This window comes from Mesorhizobium sophorae, assembly GCF_002270415.1.
In the GTDB taxonomy this organism is placed as follows: Bacteria; Pseudomonadota; Alphaproteobacteria; order Rhizobiales; family Rhizobiaceae; genus Mesorhizobium; species Mesorhizobium sophorae.
Map to the genome: position 1 here is coordinate 522,182 of NZ_NNRI01000021.1, position 16,690 is coordinate 538,871.

At 60.6% G+C, this 16,690-nt stretch carries 9 protein-coding genes and 5 pseudogenes; 5 read left to right on the forward strand and 9 right to left on the reverse strand.

The genetic code is table 11. From position 1 onward, the window contains the following. Window positions 1-3: 3 nt before the first annotated feature. On the forward strand, window positions 4-1,203 hold the full coding sequence (locus CGZ66_RS30750) for an IS91 family transposase (RefSeq protein ID WP_095090387.1): 1,200 nt from the start codon (window positions 4-6) through the stop codon (window positions 1,201-1,203). A gap of 453 nt (window positions 1,204-1,656) precedes the next feature. Here CGZ66_RS30750 and CGZ66_RS30755 read toward each other — a convergent pair whose 3' ends face one another. From CGZ66_RS30755 to CGZ66_RS30765, 3 genes are read right to left on the reverse strand one after another with little or no spacing between them, the layout of a single operon-like run. Further along, window positions 1,657-2,661 (reverse strand): site-specific integrase, encoded by a 1,005-nt coding sequence (locus tag CGZ66_RS30755; protein ID WP_095090466.1) that lies wholly within the window; start codon window positions 2,659-2,661, stop codon window positions 1,657-1,659. Continuing rightward, entirely contained in the window at window positions 2,658-4,025 is a 1,368-nt protein-coding gene (locus CGZ66_RS30760) for a tyrosine-type recombinase/integrase (RefSeq protein ID WP_095090467.1), read from the reverse strand. The genes CGZ66_RS30755 and CGZ66_RS30760 overlap by 4 nt, the downstream gene beginning before the upstream one ends. Further along, window positions 4,022-5,104, reverse strand: coding sequence for a site-specific integrase (locus CGZ66_RS30765; RefSeq protein WP_280952837.1), 1,083 nt, complete (start codon window positions 5,102-5,104; stop codon window positions 4,022-4,024). Before CGZ66_RS30765 ends, CGZ66_RS30760 begins: the two co-directional genes overlap by 4 nt. 349 nt (window positions 5,105-5,453) lie before the next feature. Between CGZ66_RS30765 and CGZ66_RS30770 the strand changes: the two are divergent. Both CGZ66_RS30770 and CGZ66_RS30775 read left to right on the forward strand, forming a co-directional pair. Further along, window positions 5,454-6,124 (forward strand): annotated as a pseudogene (locus CGZ66_RS30770) (IS110 family RNA-guided transposase). Window positions 6,125-6,410: 286 nt separating this feature from the next. Further along, window positions 6,411-7,138: pseudogene (locus CGZ66_RS30775) on the forward strand (IS110 family RNA-guided transposase); the annotation flags it as partial. Window positions 7,139-7,419: 281 nt separating this feature from the next. Here CGZ66_RS30775 and CGZ66_RS30780 read toward each other — a convergent pair. From CGZ66_RS30780 to CGZ66_RS30800, 5 genes and pseudogenes are all read right to left on the reverse strand, one after another. Next, window positions 7,420-7,912: pseudogene (locus CGZ66_RS30780) on the reverse strand (transposase); the annotation flags it as partial. 207 nt (window positions 7,913-8,119) lie between these two features. Next, window positions 8,120-9,325 (reverse strand): group II intron reverse transcriptase/maturase, encoded by a 1,206-nt coding sequence (gene ltrA, locus CGZ66_RS30785; RefSeq protein WP_245331306.1) that lies wholly within the window; start codon window positions 9,323-9,325, stop codon window positions 8,120-8,122. 767 nt (window positions 9,326-10,092) lie between these two features. Beyond that, on the reverse strand, window positions 10,093-11,355 hold the full coding sequence (locus tag CGZ66_RS30790; RefSeq protein ID WP_095090470.1) for an NAD(P)/FAD-dependent oxidoreductase: 1,263 nt from the start codon (window positions 11,353-11,355) through the stop codon (window positions 10,093-10,095). Between the two features lie 107 nt (window positions 11,356-11,462). Continuing rightward, window positions 11,463-12,200, reverse strand: a complete 738-nt coding sequence (locus CGZ66_RS30795; protein ID WP_095090471.1) for a GntR family transcriptional regulator — start codon at window positions 12,198-12,200, stop codon at window positions 11,463-11,465. A gap of 286 nt (window positions 12,201-12,486) precedes the next feature. Continuing rightward, a pseudogene (locus tag CGZ66_RS30800) lies at window positions 12,487-13,214 on the reverse strand (IS6 family transposase). Window positions 13,215-13,402: 188 nt separating this feature from the next. On the opposite strand from CGZ66_RS30800, the gene CGZ66_RS39545 reads away from it, so the two are divergent. Next, complete coding sequence (locus tag CGZ66_RS39545; protein ID WP_143748904.1) at window positions 13,403-13,699, forward strand: hypothetical protein; 297 nt, start codon at window positions 13,403-13,405, stop codon at window positions 13,697-13,699. A gap of 135 nt (window positions 13,700-13,834) precedes the next feature. Continuing rightward, window positions 13,835-15,079 (forward strand): ATP-grasp domain-containing protein, encoded by a 1,245-nt coding sequence (locus CGZ66_RS30810; RefSeq protein WP_206073814.1) that lies wholly within the window; start codon window positions 13,835-13,837, stop codon window positions 15,077-15,079. A gap of 173 nt (window positions 15,080-15,252) precedes the next feature. Here the strand turns inward: CGZ66_RS30810 and CGZ66_RS30815 are convergent. Next, window positions 15,253-16,593: pseudogene (locus CGZ66_RS30815) on the reverse strand (IS1380 family transposase). Window positions 16,594-16,690: the final 97 nt, after the last annotated feature.

A 16,690-nucleotide genomic window follows, 5' to 3' on the forward strand; every position in this document is an offset into this window, starting at 1 on the left:
CCGATGGCCCGCTCGGGGCCGGAGGTGGCGGATATATTCCGCCGCTATGGCGAAGCCTATCGCGTGCAGCATGACGCGTCGCTCAGCACCGCGCAGCGTCGCGTCATGACGGCGATCGAACTCTGCCGCACCGCCGCGCTCGGCGGGCATATCGAGCAGTGCGATCAATGCGGCCACCAGCGCATCGCCTTCAACAGCTGCCGCGACAGACATTGTCCCCGCTGCCAATCGCTGGCCCGCGCGCAATGGCTGGAGGACCGTCGCGCCGAGCTTCTCGACACCCAGTACTTCCACGTCGTCTTCACGCTGCCGGGTGACATTGCCGCCATCGCCTATCAGAACAAGGCGCTCGTCTACGGTCTGCTCTTCCGCGCCACCGCCGAGACACTGCGCACCATTGCCGCCGATCCCAAACACCTGGGTGCCGAGATCGGCTTCTTCGCCGTGCTGCACACCTGGGGCCAGAACTTGCTGCACCATCCCCACCTGCACTGCGTCGTCCCAGGCGGTGGCCTTTCTGCCGACGGCACGCGATGGATTGCCTGCAAACCCGGCTTCTTCCTGCCGGTCCGGGTGCTCTCACGCCTGTTCCGACGCTTGTTTCTGGAGCACCTGGAGAAAGCCTTCGCGGCCGGCCAGTTGAAGTTCTTCTCTAGCTTGCAGGCCCTGAGCGAGCGCGACGCCTTCCGGCGCTATCTGGCGCCCCTTCGAAAGGCCGAGTGGGTGATCTACGCCAAGCCGCCCTTCGCCGGACCCGAACAGGTCCTCGACTACGTCGGCCGCTACACCCACCGCGTCGCCATCTCCAACAACCGCCTCGTCGCCATCGAGGATGGCGCCGTTCGTTTCCGCTGGAAGGACTATCGGCACGGCAATCGGCAAAAGGTCATGACCGTCTCGGCCGACGAGTTCATGCGCCGCTTCCTGCTGCATGTCCTGCCCGACGGCTTCCATCGCATCCGCTATTACGGCTTCCTCGGCAATCGCCATCGCGCGCAAAAGCTCGCCCACTGCCGCGACCTGCTCGGCATGCCGGCTCCAGAGGCATCGAACAGCTGCTCGGCGAAGGACTACCGCGACCGCTACGAGGACCTTACCGGGCATTCCCTCCGGCAATGCCCGGCCTGTCATCAGGGGCAGATGATCATCATCGAAACGTTCGACGGCGTCACCGGACCCCCGCCATACCGGGATACATCATGAAAGAAGCGCTCAGCTTTCGTCGTCACCGTATCGCCCGGGCCGTTCGGCCGCGAAACCGAGCCGGTCCCGCGAAGGTGCGCGCCGTCACCCCCGGCAGCCTCTCCCGGCAGGGCGCGGCGCCGGTCCTCACCTTGCCGCAACCGATATCCGTGCCGCTTTCGGCGCACCGACCCCTGCAATCGCCGCGTCCACGACCGCATCCGCGCCCACGCCATGCCGGTTCATGGGCACGGCCTCAATTGAACGCCCATAGCGGCCACCTGTGCCGGCGGCTTAGTCCAACACGTTTTTAGCTCACCGTCGCGATCCACCACAGCGCGCTCTCGCCAGCCGCCTTTCTGCGCGACGCCAAGCTAAAAACGCTCTGCATAATCACGAGGTCCCCGTAATGCGGAGGAGCGCGGCCTGATTGGCGGATTCTCGTTGGTTTTGTCCATGTTCCTCCACATTATTTCAGAGCGTATCCAGCCAGGCGAGCACGCTTGCATCGCGCTTCCAAGAAGGCTGGCCGCCGGGTATGGCTGGAACGGCGACCTTTTCCAGGGCTTTCCGCTTCGTTTCCAGATTGGCCCTGGCATAGTGGTTGGTTGTATCGAGGCTCACATGGCCGAGCCAACTTCGGATGACCGTAACGTCGACGCCCGCCGAGATGAGGTGCACGGCGGTGGCGTGCCGGAAGGCGTGTGGCGTTACGTGCTTGGCGCGCAGCGTCGGCATGGTTTTGGCCGCCGCCTTCACGTAGGCGGCGAGCTTGAACCGGACCCCCGAGGCGCTTAGGGGCTCACCATAGCGGTTGACGAACAGCCGCTGGTCGGGCGCCCGTGGTTGCCGCTCAAGCAGTTTCTTCAGCAACATCACGGTTTCCGGCCAGAGCGGGCAGATACGTTCCTTCCGGCCCTTGCCGATCAGACGCACGCAGTTCGGGCTTTCGAACCGGATTGCTTCGGGGCACAGGTCGAGCGCTTCCTGTATTCGTGCGCCGCTGTTGTAGAGGAGTGAGAGCAGCGCATGATCCCGCATGCCCTCAACGGTCGAACGGTCTGGCTGACCGAGGATCGCCGTCACTTCCGCCGGATCTAAATAGCTCGGTTCCGACACCGGAGCCCGCTTGATCGGTATGTTGAGGATTTCCACGCATTGCGCGATCGATCCGGGATCCCTGGTTGCCACGAAGTGGAAGAAGCTGCGGATCGCGGCAAGCCGGCAATTGCGCGTGCCGATCGTACCGCCGCGTTCATGTTCGGCGTGACTGAGGAACGCAGCGACCTCGCTGGCGGCCAGATCGATCAGCGTGATCATCGCCACCTTCTTCCCAGCGCGCTGGGCGACGAATCGGAGCAACAACCGCCAGGTGTCGCGGTATGATCGAACCGTATGGATGGACGCGTTGCGCTGCTCGACCAGCCATTCGTAGAAGAACGCGCGCATCAGGTCTGGGAACCGATCAGCCCTGCTCATGACCCCACCTCCTGCCCCAGGTTGAGACATGATGCGCCAATTGCCCGGAACCGCTCATTTGCGTAATGCAGCAGGTCTTGCGTCACGGTGATGTAGACCAGGGTGGAGTTGATATCCCGATGGCCGAGGTAGGTCGCGAGGAACGGCAGGCGGTCCTGTGGATTGATGCCCGTCCGGTACCATTCGAGGATCCTGTTCACGACCATCGAGTGGCGCAGGTCATGAACGCGGGGACCCGTTTTTCCTCGCAATGGCTTCAACCCAGCGCGGCGTATGACGTCAGCAAGCAACCAGGTGATCATTTCCGGCGTGTAATGGCCATCGCCTCGCTCGTGCCAGAACAGGCCGGAGCGCGCGTCCTGTGATCCACCGGCACGCCGTCGCGCATCGATGTAGGCCCGGAGCTCGGCTATAACGCTGTCGGGTAGCGGCAGGATCCGGGTCTTGAAGAACTTGGTCTGCCGGATGGTTATCGTACCGGCCCGCAGGTCAACGTCACCAAGATCGAGACGGGCAAGCTCGCCGCGCCGTAAGCCTGCGCAATAAGCCAGCAGCAGCATCGTGTACATGCTCAGCGGCCGAAGCGGCACCCGTGGAGACGGATAGGTACGTGCGACGTCGAGCATCCGTCGCACGTCGGCAGGCGAGTAGATATGGGGCTTTCGCCATTGCTTGGCGGCCTCCTTCCTCGGTCTCGGATCCGGTCGCCGCACAGGCATCGACGGGTCACGGTGACGAAGGATTCTCGCAAAGACGCGCTTGAGCTTTTCGCTTTCCTCCGCGTGGTCCCGCGTGACATTCGTTGCCGCCCATCGATCGATCATGGCGCTCAGAGGTTCGGTTTCCGGTCCCGGATGCAACTGCAGGAACCGGTCGAACCGCAAGAGCAACAGGGGTTGCGAAGTGTATTTGTATCCTCTGCGCCGCATCATCGCGACATGCTCGGCCATCATTTCGCCCAGCACGCTGCAGAACGGCCTGGGCTGGCGCAGTTCGGCAAGAGCCCGTTCCGGATCCCGCGACGCCAATGCCCTCCAGATCGGCATGCACTGCTTGATATTGCACTCATCGCGCAGAGCGACGACGGGATTGTGTTCGATCGCGCCGATTTCCACCAGGCGCTCGAGGAACCGGTCAATGATGCGGGTGCGGTGCAAGAGCGTGGATGTCGCCCGGCGAATGGCTGATTCTCGTAGCCAGGCCAGCAGCACCTCCTGATTGAGCGCCTGGTGACGTTCGGTGACATCCTGGAAGCCATGCAAGACCTGTCGATAACTGGTTCGGCTTTTCATGCTGCGCAGACCAAGGCTCGCGACATATCGGTCAATGGTCGCGCGGTCGGGATCGGGCCAGCGGGCGGTCATGCCGCCACCTCCATTCCCGGCACATCAAGCGCAATGGCCCTGAGGTCCTCGGTGGCGAGCTTGAGATAGGGAGCCGTCGATCCTGTCGAGCGGTGCCCCAGCACGTCGCCGATGATCTTTTGAGGCACCGCGACCCGCAGCATCTCAACCGCGCGCGCATGACGGAAGATATGGGGTCCACACTTACCAGGCGGTTGGACGCCAGCGTCACGGAGCCGCCGGCGAACAACGCTGTAAAGCTTGTCGAGCTTGCGATAGGGCGCGCGCGTGCGGATGAAGATCTCTCTGGCGTCCGTCAGGGGTCGTCCGGAACGCAGATAGGAGAGCACCGCTTCGCCGACCGGCTCCATCAGGGGCAAGGATGTGCTGGCTCGCGTCTTGTGGTGACGAACATGGATGGCTTCCGTCCGCCAGTCGATGTCCTCTATCCGTAGATGGCGGATCTCTCCAGACCGTAGCCCATATGTTGCAAGGAGTTGCAAAATCGCATGGTCTCGCAACCCTGCTGATGTCTTGTCCTTCTTCGCGCTCTCCAGCACGGTCACGATCTGGCTGCGGTCCAGGACCGAAGGTACTCCTTCATATGCGTAAAGCATCGGCGCAATGATGTGCCCTGACAGGTCCGTCGTGACGCGACCTGTGGTGTGGAGATAACGCAGCAGCGAGCGAAGCCGCTCGGCTACAGCCTTCAGCGAGCAGCGCGTCAGTTTCGGCGCGCGCAAATCCATGTAACCGTCAACGTCACTGATGCTGAGGCCCGTCGATCCGTCGATGCCGTGATCGATCTGCCAGGCAAGGAAGTTCCGGGCTTCCCACATTAATGCTGCGACGCTGGAGCAAGCCAACCCGCGTTCCTCACGCAGCCAGAGTTCGTATGCGTCGCAGATTGAAAATCGGACCTCATCGGCCACACAGGTAGGCTTGATAGCTGGCGGCCATTGGCCGTGAACAAGCCGCAGCAGCGCGTGAATTCCGGAACGCGGGACCTCGTGCCAGCGCGCGCTGGGACGTCGACCACGCTGTTTTTCGAACAGTACGATCGCGTGCCGCAGGTATTGCTCCACCTGCAGGTCGATCACGTCAGTGATCGAAATGCCCCGCTGTCCCAGATAATCGAGAAATCCAGATGCGTAGGTGCAGTAGTTCCTCGCCACGACCGGGCTGTATTGCTTACTGATATGATAAGCGAGGAATTGAGTGCGTCGATTAGTTCGTGACGGCTATCCGGCATTGTCGGGTCCTCTGTTGGTCGATTGACCCGCAGAGGTTCGGCACAGAATAATGCAAAGCAAGCCGATCAGAAATCGGCGAAAATCCGCCAATCAGGCCGCGCTCCTCCGCATTACGGGGACCTCGTGATTAGTGAAACGCGGCAAGACAGATGCGGCCGACGCTGAAGCGATCAGCGAGAAGGTGACCCGCAAGACCATGCGCTTCGTTCAGATCAAATCGGCCGAACAGCAGGCTGCCGCGATGGTGTTGAAGGCGCGTGGGCTTCTGGTCCGCCAGCAAACCCAGGCAATCAATGCTCTTCGTGCGCATCTGTCGGAATTGTGCATCGTCGCCGGTATAGGTACGGCGAAGATTGCTGGCCTGATCGAGATCGTGCGCGACGAGACCGACGCCCGCCTGCCGAAGGCGGCTCGCTTGGCCCTGTCGGCCCTCGCCGATCAGATCGAGGCGCTGAAGGAGCAGGTCGACAAGATCGAGCGGGAAATCATTGCCGAGGCGAAACGAGACGAGGATATGCGACGACTGGCTACGATACCGGGTGTTGGCGCCATCACGGCTGCAACCATCAAGGCGCTTGTTTCGGATCCCGGCGGGTTCAAATCCGGGCGTCACTTCGCCGCCTGGTTGGGATTGACGCCGAATCCCATTCCAGCGGAGGCAAAGAGCGGCTGGGAGGAATATCGAAGATGGGCAATCCGGAGCTTCGCTCTCTGCTGGTGCTCGGTGCAACTTCTGTTTTGCGACACGCGCGGGGCAACGTCAAAGCGCCCAAATGGCTGAGCTCGCTTCTGGCGCGCCGGCCTTTTAAGGTCGTGGCCGTCGCGCTCGCCAACAAGATGGCGCGCGGATCATCTGGGCGCTTCTGACCAAAGGAGGGACATACCGGGGTCTTGAAGCGGCAAACAGCACAGCGAACGCTTGAGCCGAAAGACAACCCGAACGAACTGACCGGCGCGGTAGCCGGCAGAGGTGAGGTGCACGAAACAGACGATGATTCCATGGGACGAAATCCCGAGGCGAGAGAGGCCGCGTGACTCAATGCGCTCACAGCGCGTTCGTTGATCAGCCCCTCGTATCGCGGACTTCATCGGGGCCAGCGGTCCTGAACCGCGCTGAAAGGCCGGACATATGACCGCACCGTACCCGTGTGATCGGCCTTCGATGCGCTTTGTGCCGCCGAAATCGACTGATCAGCTGGCGGTCCAGGCCGTTCATCGCATTCGTCGGCGTCTGGTCGCCGATCGAGTTCGGCTTGTGAACCAGATTCGCGGCCTTCTTTCCGAGCACGGGATCGTCATTCCCCGCGATATCTCGCAGCTGCGGCGCGGCCTCGCCGTCATCGTGGGGAATGATGATGACGGACTCAGCGAGATGGTCCGGTCGCTGACGAGGGAGCTGCAGACGGAATTGGCCGAGCTCGACGATCGCATTGCAATTTATGATCGGCGGATACGGGAAATCTTCCGCACCAGCGAGCAGTGCCAACGGCTTGGGAAGATCGAAGGCATCGGCCCCGTGACGGCAACCGCCTTGATCGCTGCCGTAGGCGATAGAACCTGCTTCAAAAATGGCCGTCAGTTCGCGGCCTGGCTTGGCCGGTACCCAAACAACGATCCAGCGGAGGGCGAGCCCGGCTATTCGGCATCAGCAAGCGGGGCGATCGCTATCTGCGCACATTGATGATCCATGGGGCTCGTGCTGCGCTTGGCAAAGCAGCCGGCAAGCAGGATCCACGAAGCCTCTGGCTCAGTAAGCTGCGGCAAAGACGACACCCCAACGTCGCGGCTGTCGCGCTCGCCAACAAGAATGCGAGGGTCGTGTGGGCCATCCTCTCGGGTGGCACATTCTACGAGCCCGCACAGTCGGTGAAAGCAGCTTGAGGGCGAAGCGGCAAACGAAAGGAAAACAACAGAAGGAGGTCTCACCCCGGCAATTGCAGCAAAATGCCAGGAGATGGTGAAACGGTCATCCCGTCGCTTCCCGAACCTGGTGTGTGGACCGGCTTGGCTTCGGCCAATGTCTAGGGGCCGATGAGGTGGAAGCGCGCGAAAATCCATCGGGGCTCGCGGCGAAGACGTTGTCCAGCCGCATGAGGAAGCCGGATATACGTCAGCAGTTGTGACCGACGATCTTGATCCAGCCTACCTGTTGCAATCGGGCGGAGACGAAGCTGCTGGCCGCCGTGCGCGGCGTCAAACGTATCGTCGATGTCAAGCACGATGCCGCAACGAGGCTCAGTAAAGGTCGACCATCGCCCGGCCCATGGCGACCAGTTCCCGCACGCCAGGCAGGTTCTCCAGCCGGCACATCGTCGATTGAGAGGCCAGATCCCGACCCGAAGGCAGCGCATCCTGGGCCATCTTGAAGATCGGATCGCAGCGCAGCCGGTTGGCGTCGTTGCCATCCTCGTAGCCGGCGGCAATCATCTTCATGCGAAAGCCGATCATATCGGCCACGCTATGGATGACCTGGTCCGGGCAGCGCGGATCATCGATGCAGCGCGCCAGACGCTCGGCGACACGCAGCCGCTTTTCCACCTCGGCCAGAGCCAGAACCCCACTGTTGGACGACAGCATGCCGCCGTCGAAACGGGCGATCACGGACTTGCCACCGACAGATGACAAACCGGCCAGCGGCAGCGTAAGATCATTCATGGCGGGTGCGGTCTCCGGGAAATGGTTCGGATCGGCTTCGACAACCAAATCCTACGTCATTTCAACGGCTTGCACCACATCCGCCAACCCCCCCGTAGAGTCGAGGAGGGGCGCGGTGGCTTGGGCCGTGTTGGCCTCGCTCCGTCTCCCTTCCCCGCTCATCAAACCGGACGTGCGGATTTCCCGCATCCGGCTTTCCGACTGGTTTCATCGTGAGGCACGCGGCGGCGGTCCAATGTGCACGCGTCGAAGACGCAGGACACCAAGTTTTCCGAAGACAATGTCGTCGGAGAAACGCTGTGTGCCGCGTCCTTGCACCTTGTGCCGTTTGCGCAGGAAGGCGCGAACACGGTCATAGACGTGGTTGTCGACCGCTCGATAGGCCGGCAAGCGTGTTCCATAGCCAAAGTAGCCTGACCAGCCGCGCAGAAGCCTGTTCAGCTGGGTGCAGACCACGGGCCACGGCTCTTTGTTGCCGTTTACCAAGTGATCGCCAATCTTCGTTTTGATCCGTTGCACGCTCTTCTTGGATGGGCTCGCACCCAGGTACCAATGGCCGTCTTTCCGGTAGCGGTGAGGTCCGAACGTATAGCCAAGGAAGTCGAAAGGCTCCGTGCGGGCATCCTTCAGCGAGGTCTTCGCCTCGTTCAGCGTCAGCCCGAGTTTTGTCATCACCGAACGTGTCCACGCCAGCGCCTCGTCCGCGTGCCCGCGGCTGAGGATGACGAAGTCATCGGCATAGGAGATGACATGCGCACGGAACGCCTCGCCGCGTCCGGTGAGCCGCCAATGTTTCAGGAACCGGTTCATGTAGATGACCGAGAGCAGCGGACTTGCGACCCCACCTTGCGGCGTGCCGCGCGTGCTGCTCTTACCACCGCTCACGTGCCGTTTCCCGTCACCGTCCCGCTCTTCGATCGGCGCTTTCAGCCACAGCTTGATCAGCCGCAGCACGTGCCGGTCGACAATGCGCCGGGCCACCGATGTGAGGAGGTCCGAATGCGGAATCGTGTCGAAGTATTTCGACAAATCGGCGTCTACCACGTCCGTGTAGCCCCGGCAGACAAGCCGGTGCACTTCCTTGATTGCGTCGGTCCCACTGCGTCTGGGCCGATAGCCATAGGCACCATCCTCGAAGTCCGCCTCGAATATCGGTTCCAGCACCAGCTTGGCGGCGGTCTGAACCACCCGGTCCCGAATGGTCGGGATGCCGAGCGGACGTTCGCCGCCCCCCGGCTTCGGGATCATCACCCGTCGCACCGGCTGCGGCCGGTAGGTCTTCGAGACAAGTTCCTCGCGCAGGCCCGCCAGCCACCTCTCCGCGCCTTCCGCCTCGATCTTCGCGAATGTCACGCCGTCCACGCCCGGCGAACCCGCATTGGCGCGGGCCAGCGCATAGGCATGGCGCAGCATGTCCTCACGGCAGATCTTGTCGTAAAGCACGTAGAAGCGGAAAGCGGGCTCCGCCTTCGCCTTACGATACAGCTTCCTCTGCAGGTGCCTGATCTTTTCGGGTGTTTCGAGGCTCATCGCCAATCACCCCCTCCTAACCAACTTCGAAAGCACACCAGAAGTCAGGGCCCTTCCCTCCACCGGCATTACCCGGCTTCAGCGGTATTATGACCCTGTCCGACTCCCACCGGCACCGCCGCCCTGACGGCTGCGTTGAGGCCGCTACCCTCATGCCGAGCGGGTCTCCCCCGTTACCCGCATCACCCTTCCGACGTGCCGTGCCCATTACCCCGGCGGATCGAACGGGTGCACATGTCGATTGCTTCCCCGTTCGCCCGGCCTTCCCCGAAATTCAGGCGGGTCGGCATCCACATCATCACTTTCGAGACCTGCTCAGGCTTCACTCACGTTACGGCCCATCGGATTGCTCAACCGCCCAAGGCGGCCTTTGTCACGAGGCTTCGACCCGGCCAGTTACCCGACCGAGCCGCTCGTCAGCTACCAGACCAATCGACTACTATCTGGGTGGAACCTTCCTCCACTGGTGATACGCGCCATCGGGGCGCACTGAATTTTCCGGGCTAGGACGCGCGCTGCTGATACAGCTCTTCACCCGCTTACTTCGACTTGCAGGCCGGCTGGGCTCAACGTTCCAGCATAGCTTGTGGACGCCGCGTCCTGATCCTGTGGACGCCGGCGTCCTTCGTGGGCCTGGAACAATAGCGGGATCACCCCGGACGTTCGAAGCGATCGATCGCGAACGGCTGGCCAGCTTGTTGATTTCCTCTCAGCAGTTCCAACATGATCTCCGCCGAGGCCGCGGCCAAGCTCAGTCCGCAATGGCCGTGGCCCGCCGAGTAGAATATCCCCTTCGCTCTTGCAGATCGTGAGATAATCGGTACTGAATCCGGTGTCGAAGGGCGAAGGCCTGACCAAGGCTGACCACCATGAGTGCGCAAGCCCGGAAAAGTGCGTATTGCTATTTTTTCGATGCGATCGAAATAGGCTTGTTTCGGCTCGGAATTTAGACCCGCAAACACGGCCCACCCACCCACCCTAAGACCTCTTAAAAGGCTCGTCGCAGCGATTCCTCGGTCAGCGAGGATGAGCGGATGGTTCAGTTCTAGACCAGAGGCCGGGTAGGTGTAGTTGTAACCACCTTCTGCCTCAATTGGAAGGTGGTCGCCAATTTGACGGGCAAGCAAGGGTGTGTGCGCGCCACATGCAATCACAACCTTATCGAAGTTGAACGCCTTCCCCTCGCCCTTAACGGTGATCGTGTGCTCTGCTGGATGTATCGCTTCCACGTTTGCACGCCGATATTCGACGCCGCTGCCAATCGCAGCTTGAAACAGGTCCGTCACCACATCATACGGATCGGTCACTGCACCCCAGTCATCAGACAAGATGGCGCCCGCAAACTCGCGAGAAAGGGATGGCTCAAGTTCGGCGAGATCGCGCCGGTCGGCAATAACTGTGTAGCTGTGGCCCCGTTCGAGTTTCGCGCGCCAGTTCGGGATGGCGTTTTCTAAAGAATGCCTCGACTCATAAAGATAGAGCGCAGGCGCATGCCGAACCATGTTCCCGAGTCCGGCTTCCGCGAGCAACGCTTTGGTGGAAGGCAGTGCCTTGGCGCTAAGCAGCGTCAGCGCTTCGGTCGCCCTTTTGTAGGCCTTTTGCCGACCACTGAGGTAGAAGCGATACAGCCAAGGCGCTAGCCTAGGAGCATAGAATGGATCGATCTTCAACGGAGCATTTGGGGCGGCCAGCATGCGGATTGCGGTTCCTAGAATGCCGGGATTGCTGATCGGAAATATCTCCGATCCCGCAATATGTCCTGCATTCCCGAAGGATGGTCCGGTTCTTCCGGGAGCGTCGCGATCGATAAGTGTTACGACAAAGCCTCGCCTGGACAGCAAAAACGCTAATGCAACCCCGACGATGCCAGCGCCAACGACTCCAACCGCGCGGGCCTCCGTGCTATTTTCCATGAAAGTCCCTCAAGCTCGCCGATCAAAGATCGCGCCGTTGTCGATCGAAGTGGGCATAAATCGACATTCGGTCGACAGTCAAGTGACAAGCTTGAACAGGGCTCCCATTAGGAGGCGATTCTCATTTTCGAGGTGATGCTCCGCTCCATGTATTCCAGGAAGTCTCCCTTGAACTGCCTCGCATGTTCGTGGGCAAGGCGTTCGGCCTCGTCTGCATCTTGAATGAGGATGGCTTCGACCATTTCTCGATGATGCTGGTTCAGGCGCTCTACTGTGGAACCTAGGCTCTTGAAGAGGAATTCACTGTGAAAGTAGAGCATCCGTCGCCCTTCCTCCAGGATTCGCTTATAAAATCCCGCATAATACTGGTTGCGGCCCGCCTGCGCGATCCGGATATGAAAATCGTAGTTACCTTCGATCATAGGCAACCAGTCGCCGGTATCGAAACTGAGCATCGCCTTCCTCTCGTATACCACAAGTGTAGCTTCGATTTCCTCTACGTCCCGCTGAGAGCGACAAATGGCAGCTGACCGATGAGTAGCGCGTTGCAGAAGATCCAAAGCATCCAGGAATTCGGGCACGCTCCGGAAATCGAGAGGAGCTACGATCGTGCTGCGGTTCTGAAGCGTAACGACCAAACCCTCACTGGCAAGGCGCACCAGGGCCTCTCGAATAGGGGACCGCGAAAGTTGGAAGCGTTTTCCCAACCCTACCTCGTCCAATGGGGCGCTGGGCGGCAGCACCATGCTCAGAATATTGTGACGAAGCTCGGCATAGACCCGGGTACTTCCGGTTTCTCGGGGAACCCTGGTCTCTTGCGTCGCTGCTGCTTTTTTTACTGGCATTAGTCGTCCGTATCCTCGCTCCAGATTAGCATGATCGGCCAGACCATCCGAGGTGCCTAAACGGCTTCGCTCAACGGCGGATTAGGCTACTATTAACCCAGAACGGTCAAGGTCGACAACCTGCATACAACATTGTGCAACGCCGACCTAGAGATTGTCTCCATAGCGTTTACGCCGAAGAAGAAAAACGGAGGGCCGTGGCCGTGCCGTCGGCCCTACCTTATTTGCCAAAACGGTGGCGTCGCCTTAACTTGGGTTGGGCACGGGATGCCCCGATGTGGCCTCTTCACGCGGCTGTCGACAAAGCGATTTGCCTCCAGACCGCCATAGCGGCGGCTCGAATGTCGCGGTGATCGGCGGCTATCAGATGTTTCCGGTGAAGATTGAAGAGGTTGGCGATCGGGCCATGGATGGAAACGAAGCGCTGGCATTGTCGTGCCGACTTGAACCGGATCATACCTCGTTCTCGCCGCCGAACTGCCAGATGAGAATTCTCCGCTCGGTTATTCAGCCCCTTATGCGATCGATGCTCGACACCTGGCATGATTTCCCTTTGGCCGCATCGTAGGATCTGAGCTTGTCGGGGATCATGACGCGCGGCGTGATGCCTTGCCCTTTCAGCAGCTTTCGCATCAGCTTCAAGGCCGCCTTCTTATTCCGGCGGCTCTGGATCAAGGCATCGAGAACATAGCTATCGGCATCGACGACCCGCCACAGCCAGAATTTCTTGCCCTTGATAGCAACGACCATTTCGTCGAGATGCCACTTGTCGGCAAAACTGCCCCTGGACCGCCGCCGGATGGAGCGGGCATATCCGCGGCCGAACTTGGCAGCCCATTCCGCGACAGTCTGGAACGAGACTTCGATGCCGCGCTCGGCCAGAATATCTTCCACATGACGCAGGCTCAGTGGAAATCGGAAGTCGAGCCACGCCGCATGCGCTATGATCTCGGCAGGAAAACGATGACGCTTGTATCGGAGCGTCATAATATCGGTGGGCGGGTGCGGGCTCATGCCCGTAAAGTCCGCCGAAAATGTTAAGGCGACGCTACCTCTTCTTGCCATCATCGATCGACAGGCCGAGATCACCGTCGCACAGACGCTCCTCGCTCTTATCGATTCGGACTTCTTGACGACAAACGTCACCGAAGTCGTTCTTCCCCTCGATCGAGATCGTCCATTCTATCGCCTTCAACGCCTCCTTGAACAAAGGCGACGGTGATGGCCAATCGGCGCTAACAAGTCATATCCGCACTGAAGCCAGAGAAATTACCGGTGTCCTCTGCCGCCATTCCGCGGTTTGCCTTCCCGAGCTCACCCACGTCTTTGGCCGGCTCGACCCGGCCAACGCCATGACGAAGTCAGTCCTGAAAACGGTCGAGGACACGATCGGCGATATTCCAGGGCGGCGAGCCGCGGTGTCCCAGTTTACTTTTGCGATTTGCCAAAACGCTCCCGAAAGTTCGAACGGCAATCATTGCAACAAGACTGCGAAATAAATTTCGCAGATCTTAACACCGCAAAGTCGCTGACGATTGTAGCCTCGGGGCAAGGTCCGAGGTCAAGCGACGGCTGCAAAGATGCCGAGAATCCGCCGGACCGCCGCAGGCACGCATTGAAGGAGTCCACAGCCAATGGCAAAAGCGCTGATCCTGATTGGAGGCACGGTAATGGGCACGGGTCTGCTCTACGTCCAGACTGCTCAGCGTCTCGGCCTTCAGCCAATTACCCTTTCGGCCGATCCAAGTCGGTATGACCATTTCGCGGCGAAAGGGGTTGAGACAATCCGTGTCGATACAGACGATCTGGATGGGCTGATCCGCGAATGTTCCCGGCTCCGAGGGACCTATGAGATCGCTGGCATCACGAGCGCTGCGGATTCGTTTTATGCGACAGTTGGCAAGCTCTGCCGTCATTTCGATCTGGCGGGGCCGAACCCGGAAGCTATTGAACAATGCTGCGACAAGTACGCTCAGCGTCAACTTCTCGCGGCCTCAGGCGTTCCGATACCTGCTTATCGCTTGGCGGCCAATGCAGCGGACGTAGAGAATTCGGCCGCAGAGATCGGGCTGCCGGTGATAGTTAAGCCTGCGGTGGGCAGCGGCAGCGTCGGTGTCCGATTGTGCCGCACTGCCGACGAGGTAGCCGAACATACGGACTACCTGTTGGGCGGCAAGCACATCTGGCGGTCTTCGCCGCGGATACTGGTCGAAGAATTTGCACAAGGCCCCTATTATTGCGCTGAGGTAATGGGAAATGAGGTCATTGGAATTGGTGCCAGCGTTTTCGGTCCCCCACCGTATTTCGTCGCTCGGGAGAGCATCTTTCCGGCCCCGCTGACTGAGGACGAGCACGAGCGTATCGCCGATATATCGCTGAAATGTTTGCAAGCTCTCAGCCTCGGCTGGGGCCCTAAATGCATTGAATACCGGTGGACGAAGCGCGGTCCAGTCGTCATCGAGGTCAATCCGCGTCTTGCGGGTGGAACCAATCCTCGACGGGTTCACTTGGCGTACGGTGTCGATCTCATCACCGAACACATCAAGCTAGCTATCGGCGAGGAGTGGGACTTGCGGAGAAGGCATTCGCACACTGCAATGGCGCGGATCCTAGTTGCTGATCGCGATGGCATCCTCGATTGGATCGGCGGCGACACTTTGGCGGCTGCCATACCAGGTGTCGCAGAGGTCAAGTGGTATGTTGAACCCAAGATGCCGATCGTCAAGAAAGGCGATTACCGAGACTGCATCGGACATGTCATCGCCGCTTCATCCAGCCGTGTTGATGCCGAGGCGATACTTCAGCGTGCCGTCGATTTAATCGATTGGTCGATCACGCCATTTCCAACCCCTGGCGAGGAACATCCTGCGGGCTGCTAACCCGCTTGATGCACGGCGATCGGCTTTCGGCGGCCTGCATCGGCGATCTGGCCGCCCTCGGAGTGCATTTTGACAAGCCTCGTCGGGCGCCGGCGATGATCCGTCGTGATGGAAGGCGGGGGTTTGCGGGTTGAGGTCGGCGGGTTTGTTTCGGGACGTCTGCGTCCCATCGTTTATGTCGCGAGTTGCGGGATGCGACTGAGGACGATGCGCAGGATGCGCTGGTCGGGGCAGGACGTCGGCAGGTGCAGGCGGATCTGGGTTTTCATCTCGACCACGCGGGCGGCGATCTTGATGAGGCGCAATCGCAGCGTGTCGAATTGGGCGACGGCAAGCTCGAGCGTTTCGGCATCGCGGCGCGCAAGCCCCACATCAACCAGTAGGCGCCGGCATGCAGGAATAGCCGGAACTGGTTGGCCGTCGCTCTTGTGCAGGAGGTGCGGTCGGCGGCGAGATGCGTCTTCCACGACTTGATGTGGTTCTCGGCAGCGCCGCGCCGGCAGTAGACATCCTCGTAGAGCGCCTTGGCCTTGCCACTTGCAAGGTTGGTGACGATGAAGCGGGTATCGGCACCTTGGGCGCCGACCTCGACGCGGGCGATGATGCGCTCTACGCGGCTCCAACTGGCGGCGCCATCCAGGAACTCCTTGAAGCGGCGGACCTTGTTCGTCTTCGATGACACTTCAAAACGCGCCATCGTGCTGCTCTCCAGGTCCGCGACATGCTTGCGCAGGGTCGTGGTGGGCGCCACGCCGAGGATGAAGTCGACATCGTTGGCGCGGCACCAGTCGATGACCTGCGGGCTGCAGTAATGCCCGTCGGCCCGGATAAGGATGCCGGTGTTCGGCCAGTTGCTCCGGATCGCCCGCACCAGGCGGCGCAGGTGGGGGCGGATTTCAGCCCCGCTCGGCCGCTTCGCTGGTCGCAGGACCGCACCGACGAACCGGCCGTCGCCATCGAACACAACAATCGGCTGGAAGCCGTATTCGTCGTAATGGGCATTGAACAGCCGCAATTGCTGGCCGCCATGCACGGCGTCAAAAGTGTCGTCAATGTCGAGCACGATCCGCTTCGGAACCTGGCGGAAGGAAGAGCAATAGAGGTCGACCATCGCACGGGCCCATAACGACCAGTTCCCGCACGCCAGGCAGGTTCTCCAGCCGGCACATCGTCGATTGAGAGGCCAGATCCCGACCCGAAGGCAGCGCATCCTGGGCCATCTTGAAGATCGGATCGCAGCGCAGCCGGTTGGCGTCGTTGCCATCCTCGTAGCCGGCGGCAATCATCTTCATGCGAAAGCCGATCATATCGGCCACGCTATGGATGACCTGGTCCGGGCAGCGCGGATCATCGATGCAGCGCGCCAGACGCTCGGCGACACGCAGCCGCTTTTCCACCTCGGCCAGAGCCAGAACCCCACTGTTGGACGACAGCATGCCGCCGTCGAAACGGGCGATCACGGACTTGCCACCGACAGATGACAAACCGGCCAGCGGCAGCGTAAGATCATTCATGGCGGGTGCGGTCTCCGGGAAATGGTTCGGATCGGCTTCGACAACCAAATCCTACGTCATTTCAACGGCTTGCACCACATCCGCCAACCCCCCCGTA

Coding starts and splice junctions, on each gene's coding strand:
- CGZ66_RS30750 (WP_095090387.1), top strand. CDS start 4: ATGGCCCGCTCGGGGCCGGAGGTGGCGGATATATTCCGCCGCTATGGC.
- CGZ66_RS30755 (WP_095090466.1), bottom strand. CDS start 2,661: ATGAGCAGGGCTGATCGGTTCCCAGACCTGATGCGCGCGTTCTTCTAC.
- CGZ66_RS30760 (WP_095090467.1), bottom strand. CDS start 4,025: ATGACCGCCCGCTGGCCCGATCCCGACCGCGCGACCATTGACCGATAT.
- ltrA (WP_245331306.1), bottom strand. CDS start 9,325: ATGCTGCGCCATGCCTATGCGCTGGCCCGCGCCAATGCGGGTTCGCCG.
- CGZ66_RS30790 (WP_095090470.1), bottom strand. CDS start 11,355: ATGGAAAATAGCACGGAGGCCCGCGCGGTTGGAGTCGTTGGCGCTGGC.
- CGZ66_RS30795 (WP_095090471.1), bottom strand. CDS start 12,200: ATGCCAGTAAAAAAAGCAGCAGCGACGCAAGAGACCAGGGTTCCCCGA.
- CGZ66_RS30810 (WP_206073814.1), top strand. CDS start 13,835: ATGGCAAAAGCGCTGATCCTGATTGGAGGCACGGTAATGGGCACGGGT.